We start from the raw sequence: 4,035 nt of genomic DNA, 5'->3' as shown, positions 1-4,035 counted from the left end.
TTTCCCGGTGGAACCTCCATCGGAGATGGTAATCCTATTTCTGAGACAGGACACTCACCGTGAAGAGCGTAAAATATTCCAAATACACGGGGATGGACTGGGACTCCCTGAGTCTGGAGGAGCTGCTCAACCACCTCTCGGACTTCCTGCTGCAGAGCGGATACCTCCAGAATCCCTACGGTCCGCATCCCTTCGACCAGGACCACAACCTGCAGAACCTCCACGACGCCATCCTGGAAGCCCTGCTCAACCAGGACATGCTGTCCGAGGAGATGCTGGAAAAGCTGATGCAGGGTTCCGGCGAGGACCTGGAAGCCAGGCTGTCCGAGTTGGTTCAGAAGCTGATCGAGCGCCTCGCGGAAGAAGGATACCTCTCTCTGTCAGAGCAGACGCAGGCCGAGGGCGGTGTTCCAAACCCCAGGCCGGGTCATGAGAGCGGCCAGTCCGGCCGGGCGCGCTTCGAGCTCACCAACAAGAGCCTCGACTTCCTGGGGTACAGGACCTTGAAGGACCTGCTGGGCTCCCTGGGCCGAAGCCAGTTCGGACGGCACGATACACGGGAGATGTCCACCGGAATCGAAGCCAGCGGAGCCTCCAGGAACTACGAATTCGGAGACACCCTGAACCTGGATGTCAGCGGCACGCTGCTGCAGGCCGTCCGGCGCGAGGGGCTGGGAGTGCCCTTGAAGCTGGACTATCCCGACCTCCTGATCCATCAATCGGAGTACCAGAGCTCATGCGCCACCGTCCTGATGCTGGACTGCAGCCACAGCATGATTCTCTACGGCGAAGACCGGTTCACCCCCGCCAAGCGTGTGGCCATGGCCCTGGCCCACCTGATTCGGACCCAGTACCCCGGGGACTCACTCAACCTGGTCCTGTTCCACGACTCCGCGGAAGAGCTACCCCTGAGCCAACTGGCCCGCGTCCAGGTGGGACCCTACTACACCAACACCTGCGAGGGGCTGCGCCTGGCCCAACGAATCCTGGCCCGACAGCGCAAGGACATGAAGCAGATCGTCATGATCACCGACGGCAAGCCTTCGGCCCTCACCCGGGAAGACGGCAGGATCTACAAGAATTCCTTCGGCCTGGACCCGGTGGTGGTCCGTGAGACCATCCGGGAGGTCGCCGCCTGCCGCAGGTCCGGCATCATGATCAACACCTTCATGCTGGCCAGGGATTACGAACTGGTCAGCTTCGTCAAGAAGGTCACCGAGATCTGCCGCGGCAAGGCCTACTTCACCACTCCCTACACCCTGGGCCAGTACCTGCTGCTGGACTACATGCAGAACAAGGCCAAGACCATCCACTGACTGCCGGCCGTCAGCCGGAAGCATCCCTCACACCGCTCTCCTGCATTCAACTGGATTTCGCCGAAACGATCATGCTATAAGGTCCATCCAAAGTCCCACCCCCTCGGAGAGGTGCCGGAGTGGCTGAACGGGGCTGCCTGCTAAGCAGTTGTACGGGGAACCGTACCGCGGGTTCGAATCCCGCCCTCTCCGCCAGAGGTTCCGCATGAAACTCAGTTCTGCTACTTCAGTCGGCGGTTGAGACGGATGGCCTTGAAGTGGGGTGAGCGGGCGATTACGGACAACTGAGCGCCGGTGGCTTCGGCCACAAAGGTTCTTGAAGCTTGCAGCCAGCGCGGGGGAGACTCGAGAACCGTCTCCAGGAACGCATGGGTCTGGGCGGCTTTCCGTTCGAGTGCCGAGAGATCCTGCGGGGCTTCGGGCATGACACTCTCGGGAGCGAGGCTCCCGGCACCGCCACCGGTCGATTTTCTCACTCCGACCACTTGTGGGGGAACGTCAAGCTCAATGATGACACTGGCCTTACGCTCCAGTTTTTCACTGGCCATGCGTCGCAGTTCTTCGTCCTGAAGCTTGTCCAGCAGATTAGTTTTGCGCACGACAGTCCTCGCTGGGCTATCTTACTCATTATACTGCGGCATTCCACTCAGAACCCCTTTTCCCTGGCGAATCCGATCGCCTGCAGAATGTCGAGTCGCCCGAACCCGAAACGGTGATCCTGCCCGATTTCTCCCAGCTCTTCAACCGACCCGGTGAGCAGATCCTGAATCAGGAATGCACGGTTGGTGGGCGCCACACGTTTCCTGATGGAAGTAGCGCTAAGCAGCAGCGCCATGGCGCCGGCAACATGAGGGGTTGCCATGGAGGTTCCGTTGAAAGCGGCCCACTTGTCACCCGGCACCGAAGAGTAGACCGCCACCCCCGGAGCGGAGATTTCCGGTTTGGAATAGACAAGAGGCAGATTCTCCGGGGAAACGAAGTTGGACTCCCGGATGACATGGGTTCGACCTCCGCTGAATGCGGCAGCGCAGTCTCGATAGTCGGTCGCTCCCACGGAAAACGAAAGCAGATCGTTGCCGGGCGAGCCGGTGATCTGTTGACCGTCATTTCCGATGGCCGTCACCACCGGAATTCCGGCCCGCAGCGATGTCAGGATCGCCTCGGTATAGGTGCTGGGGACCTCAGGGCCCAAGGTCATTCCACCCAGGGACATGCTCAGCACATCGACCCCGCGCTCAACCGCCCAATCGATTCCGGCAAGAACCTGAGCGTCCGTCCCACCCTTGGCTCCGTCCAAGGCAATGGCTACCGCCAGTTTGGCGTCCGGCGCCATGCCGATCCAGCGGCCGCTGGCCCTCCCTCCGGCAATGGTGCCGGCGACATGTGTTCCATGCTGAGCCGTGTCATGCGGTTGGGAACCGGGGACATCCTCTCCATTGGCATCGAATTCCGCCCAGTCCACCACCTTCCGTTGCAGGTCGGGGTGGCTTGCATCCACACCGGTATCCAGTACTCCGACCTTGACTCCTTTCCCACTGGCTCCGTAAGCCCCTCGGGCAGCCAGTCCTCCAACGGCATGAATCCCCCAGGCGCTGGCCCTGTTCTCGAGCACTCTCGAGGGAAGCGCTTTCAATTCCACCAGGCGAGGCACATGCAGTGTTCGGTTCGGGTAGATGTCTCCAATCAGCAGCTCGTCCACCAACCGATTCAACCTGGACAGGTCATCCTTGGTCATTTGCAGGACCACGCATTTCGAGGTCCAGAAAGATCTGGCGCCATGGGTTCCCTGCTTGAGCTTGAGCAAGCTCGAGACCAGAGGCCTCAATGACCTGAGACCCCTGGACCGAAGACCCCGCTTGCTCACCTGCCGAATGGCCGTGGCAGCTACCTGAGCCGCGACACCTCCTTCTTCCTCGGGTACATTTCCGGATCGATCGGAAGTGGTTTCTCCAGCGGTAACAACCAAACTCTCCAGGTGAACCGGCAAGATGTCCCGAGCGGACAGCAACAGCGCACGCCGCTGAATGGCGTGGGCAACCGCACCCAGGAGTGTTTCCTCATCCTTTTCCGAGAGCTTCATTCGCACGATGACGCTGCGGTGATTCCCGGATCCCTCGTCCAGAATCCTTTCCACCTGCCTGGCAAGTCGACGGGTCATTTCCCGATTCCCCCAAGAGTTCCATCAAGATTGCATGGATCGAAAGTCTCTGACAACCCGAAATCCAAAGAGTTCGGACTTGAGTTCCCGACCCGCCGACAATTCGCGAGACCCACGGGGCGGACGGCGCTCCCATCATATCCAGGCGTCACAGCAATAGACGACCATTGGAACCCGTTGCCGTTTCCCGGACGGCCAGGGGGCACACTTGATCCTGATCAGCCGCCCCCCGTCCCCGACGACGGGAGGGATCATGCGGAGTGAAACAGGGGCCCATTACGAACCTGGGAGACTGGGGCTCCCACCGGTTCGACTGCGGGCTGGATCTCCTTTCCGGCCATCTCGCCGATTCCGTCCCCCCCACCGGTTCGACTGCGGGCGGAGCCCTTGTCTTGTGCAATCCATTCATGGTTTACACAATAAACCGCATACATGGTTTACACGGCCAGTCTTCTTTATGTGTGGCTAAGCATATCTCCCAGAGGGTGGATGGGCAACGAGCGGGAGTGCTCCGCAGGGAGGGCGGAGCCCGACCGAAGGAGCACTCCCGGCTTCACTCCC

At 60.6% G+C, this 4,035-nt stretch carries 3 protein-coding genes and 1 tRNA gene; 2 read left to right on the top strand and 2 right to left on the bottom strand.

Annotation, left to right across the window (positions count from 1 at the left end; translation table 11 throughout):
- Window positions 1-59: 59 nt before the first annotated feature.
- Together OXI69_04200 and OXI69_04195 are read left to right on the top strand one after the other, a co-directional pair.
- Complete coding sequence (locus OXI69_04200) at window positions 60-1,316, top strand: VWA domain-containing protein (protein MDE2665332.1); 1,257 nt, start codon at window positions 60-62, stop codon at window positions 1,314-1,316.
- A 105-nt stretch (window positions 1,317-1,421) separates the two neighbouring features.
- Window positions 1,422-1,511, top strand: a tRNA-Ser gene (locus OXI69_04195).
- 26 nt (window positions 1,512-1,537) lie between these two features.
- Here the strand turns inward: OXI69_04195 and OXI69_04190 are convergent.
- Together OXI69_04190 and OXI69_04185 are read right to left on the bottom strand one after the other, a co-directional pair.
- A complete protein-coding gene (locus OXI69_04190) occupies window positions 1,538-1,915 on the bottom strand; it encodes a hypothetical protein (protein MDE2665331.1) in 378 nt (125 codons plus the stop codon).
- 47 nt (window positions 1,916-1,962) lie between these two features.
- The gene (locus OXI69_04185) at window positions 1,963-3,474 is read right to left on the bottom strand and encodes a S8 family serine peptidase (GenBank protein ID MDE2665330.1); all 1,512 of its coding nucleotides are present in this window, start codon (window positions 3,472-3,474) and stop codon (window positions 1,963-1,965) included.
- Window positions 3,475-4,035: the final 561 nt, after the last annotated feature.

The sequence above is a fragment of the Acidobacteriota bacterium genome (assembly GCA_028875575.1).
Taxonomy (GTDB): Bacteria; Acidobacteriota; Terriglobia; order Versatilivoradales; family Versatilivoraceae; genus Versatilivorator.
The sequence above is the reverse complement of the archived record's forward strand: the minus strand, read 5'-3'. Positions and strand labels throughout refer to the sequence as shown.